Source organism: Aquabacterium sp. (assembly GCF_035476535.1).
Lineage (GTDB): Bacteria > Pseudomonadota > Gammaproteobacteria > Burkholderiales > Burkholderiaceae_C > Pseudaquabacterium.
The window spans coordinates 1-3259 of record NZ_DATILJ010000094.1; the positions used below are offsets into that span (position 1 = coordinate 1).

3 protein-coding genes are annotated in these 3259 nt (G+C 67.8%); all 3 read right to left on the minus strand.

Going from position 1 to position 3259, the window contains the following annotated elements:
* A partial coding sequence (gene fahA / locus VLK61_RS09600) for a fumarylacetoacetase (RefSeq protein WP_325420551.1) occupies nt 1–1061 on the minus strand: 1061 nt, incomplete at its 3' end.
* Nucleotides 1058–2353 carry a homogentisate 1,2-dioxygenase gene (gene hmgA / locus VLK61_RS09605; protein ID WP_325420553.1) on the minus strand — a complete coding sequence of 432 codons (1296 nt, stop codon included), beginning with the start codon at nt 2351–2353 and terminating at the stop codon, nt 1058–1060. The genes hmgA and fahA, both read right to left, overlap by 4 nt.
* A gap of 14 nt (nt 2354–2367) precedes the next feature.
* On the minus strand, nt 2368–3259 hold an 892-nt coding region (locus tag VLK61_RS09610), incomplete at its 5' end, for a Bug family tripartite tricarboxylate transporter substrate binding protein (RefSeq protein WP_325420555.1).

The following is a 3259-nucleotide window of genomic DNA, read 5'->3' on the forward strand; positions in this document are numbered from 1 at the left end:
GTCCAGTAGGCATCGGTGAAGTTGGACTGGCTCAGCCGATGCGCCGGCAGGCCGGCCTCGCGCATGGCCTGGGTCTGCAGCAGCACCTCGAGTTGGATCTCGATCGCGCCGCCACTGCGGTTGGCCGCTGAATCCAGATAGGGCAGCGGCTGCGGATCGCCCGCCGGCCGCACGAAGGGCGCGCGGAAAGGCTGCAGCGCATCGAGCGTGACGATCCACGGCGACAGCGTGCTGGCGAAGCTCTTCGACAGGAAGGGCCCGAGCGGCTGGTACTCCCAGGCCTGGATGTCGCGTGCGCTCCAGTCGTTGAACAGGCCGAGCCCGAAGACATGGTCTTCGGCCTGGTCCATCGTGACCGCCTCGCCCTGCGGGTTCGGCGTGCCGACGAAGACCGCCAACTCCAGCTCGTAGTCCAGCCGGCGTGAGGGCGCGACCGTCGGCACCTCGGCGCCCGGCGCCATCGTCTGGCCGACTGGCCGGCGGAAGCGCTGGCCGCTGACGCCGATGGACGAGGACCTGCCGTGGTAGCCGATCGGCACCCACTTGTAGTTCGGCAGCAGCGGGTTGTCCGGCCGGAACAGCTTGCCCACCGCGGTGGCGTGGTGGATGCCGGTGTAGAAATCGGTGTAGTCGCCGATGCGGCAAGGCACGGCCATCTCGACCGCGGCTTGCGCCACCAGGCAGGGCTGCAGGGCCTCTTGCAGTGGGCTGCCGGCACGCAGCGCTTGCGACAGCGCCTGGCGCAGCCGGCTGCGCTGCGCCGGCGTTTCAGCCATCACGCTGTTCAGGTCGCCTTCGGCCAAGGGTCGCAGCAAGTCACTGATCTCGTCGAGCCAGAGGCCCGTGGCCAGCGCGGCGCGCAGGTCCAGCACCTGGTCGCCGATCGCCACGCCGATGCGCCAGGGCTCGCCGCTGCCCTGCCGCCGAAAGCGGCCATAGGGCAGGTTCTGGAGCGGGAAGTCGCTGTCGGCGGCGTTGGCTGTCGCGACCCAACTGGTCAGCGCCGGATCGTTGGTCGCGGCGATGCCGGTGGTGATGTCGGTGGTAGGAGGGGTGCTCATGGTGTGAACTGATCCTTCAGGCCGGCCCAGCAGCTGGCATAGGCCGGGTCCAGCGCGCCGCTGTTCATCGCGAACTCGGTGGGCACCAGGCGGTAGCGGCTTTCGAACATGAAAGCCAGGGTGTTGTCGAGCTTGTGCGGCGCCAGGGGGGCGTGGCTGGCCTTGTCGAAGGCCTCGACGTCCGGGCCGTGCGGCACCATGCCGTTGTGCAGCGAAGCGCCGCCGGGGCGGAAGCCTTCTGGCTTGGCGTCGTACTGGCCATGGACCAGGCCCATGAATTCGCTCATCAGGTTGCGGTGGTACCACGGTGGGCGGAAGGTGTCTTCGGCCACCAGCCAGCGCGGCGGGAAGATCACGAAATCGCAATTCGCGGTGCCGGGCGTGTCGCTGGGCGACGTGAGCACCGTGAAGATCGACGGGTCCGGGTGGTCGAAACTGATCGAGCCGATGGTCATGAAGTTCGCGGTGTCGTACTTCAGCGGCGTCAGGTTGCCGTGCCAGGCGACGACGTTGAACGGCGACTGCGCCATCGTCGATCGCCACAGCCGGCCACCGAACTTCTTGATCAGCTCGTACTCGCCGGCACTGTCCTCGAACGCCGCAACCGGCGCCAGGAAATCCCGCGCATTGGCCAGGCCGTTCGAGCCGATGGGGCCCAGCTCGGGCAGGCGGAACTGCGCGCCGTAGTTTTCGCAGAGGTAGCCGCGCGAAGGACCGTCGGGCAGGTCGACCTTGAAGACCACGCCGCGCGGCAGCAGCGCGATCTCGCCGGGCTGGACTTCCAGCACGCCCATTTCGGTCGTTATCACCAGCCGGCCCTGCTGCGGCACGAACAGCATCTCACCGTCCGCGTTGACCAGCGCGCGCCGGCCCATCGAACGGTTGCACAGGTAGACCTGCGCGGCGATGCCGGTCTGCGCTTCGACATCGCCATTGGCGGCGATGGTGCGCAGGCCGTCGACGAAGTCCAGCGCGGCGTCGGGAATCGCAAACGGACTCCAGCGCAGCGGCTCGGGCGGGATCACCGCGCCGCGAGGCGCACCATGGGTCCAGCCGTCGGGCGCATAGGGTTGGTAGGTCCCCGTCACCACCGACGGCTGGCGCCGGTACAGCCAACTGCGGCGGTTCTCCGCACGCGGCGCGGTGAACGCGGTGCCCGACAGCAGTTCGGCATACAACTGCATCGGTGCCCGCTGCGGGCTGTTGCGGCCTTGCGGCAGCGCGCCGGGCACGGCTTCGGTGGCGAATTCGTTGCCGAAGCCGCTTTGGTAGCGCAGCGCTGTGTCGCTCATGGCAAGACCTTCTCTCAATCCAGCTTGATGTTGTTGGCGCGGATCAGCTTGCCCCAGCGTTCACGTTCGGCCGCCGAGAAGCTGGCCATCTGTTGTGGTGTGCCGGGCAAGGCTTCCAATGCCAGTGATTGGAAACGTTCTTTGACCGCGGGGGAATCCAGCGCCACGATCAGGGCCTTGTTGAGCTTGCCGACCAGTTCAGCTGCCGTGCCGGTGGGCACCACCAGGCCTTGCCAGGCGTAGGCTTCGAAACCGCTCAAGCCCTGCTCGGCCAGCGTCGGGATGTCGGGCATGACCTTCAGGCGCTCCAGGCTCGCCACGCCGATGGCCTTGAGCTTGCCCGCGTTGATGTGCTGCTGCACGCTGGCGCTGTCCATCAGCGCGAAGGGCACCTGCCCGCCCATCAGGTCCTGCACGGCCGGCGCGGCGCCGCGGTAAGGCACATGGCTGAGCTTCAGCCCCGTGCGCTCACGCAACAACTCGGTGGCCAGGTGGTGCGGGCTGCCGGCGCCGGCGGACGCGTAGTTGGTGCCGCCGCTGTTGGCCTTTGCCCAGTCCTGGAACTCCTTGAAGTTCTTCACCGGCACATTCGGCGCAACGACCAGGATCAGCGGAAAACGCGCCAGCAGGCCCACCGGCACGAAGTCCTTCTCGGCGTTGTAGGGCAGCTTCGCGAACAGCGAGGGGTTGGCCGCCAGCGTCGCGAAATCGGCCGTCAGCATCACATGGCCCGGGTTGTTGGACTTGGCCACGTAGTCGGCTGCAATGTTGGTGGCCGCACCCGGCTTGTTGTTGACGACGATGGTCTGGCCCAGCGTCTTGCTCATCGCCTCGGCGACCGAGCGCGCGACGATGTCGGAGCCACCACCGGCGGCATAACCCACCACCCATTCGATCGGCCGCGTG

What these genes read in the sequence shown, in the direction of transcription:
- hmgA (WP_325420553.1), bottom strand. Translation starts at nt 2,353, where the DNA reads ATGAGCGACACAGCGCTGCGCTACCAAAGCGGCTTCGGCAACGAATTC.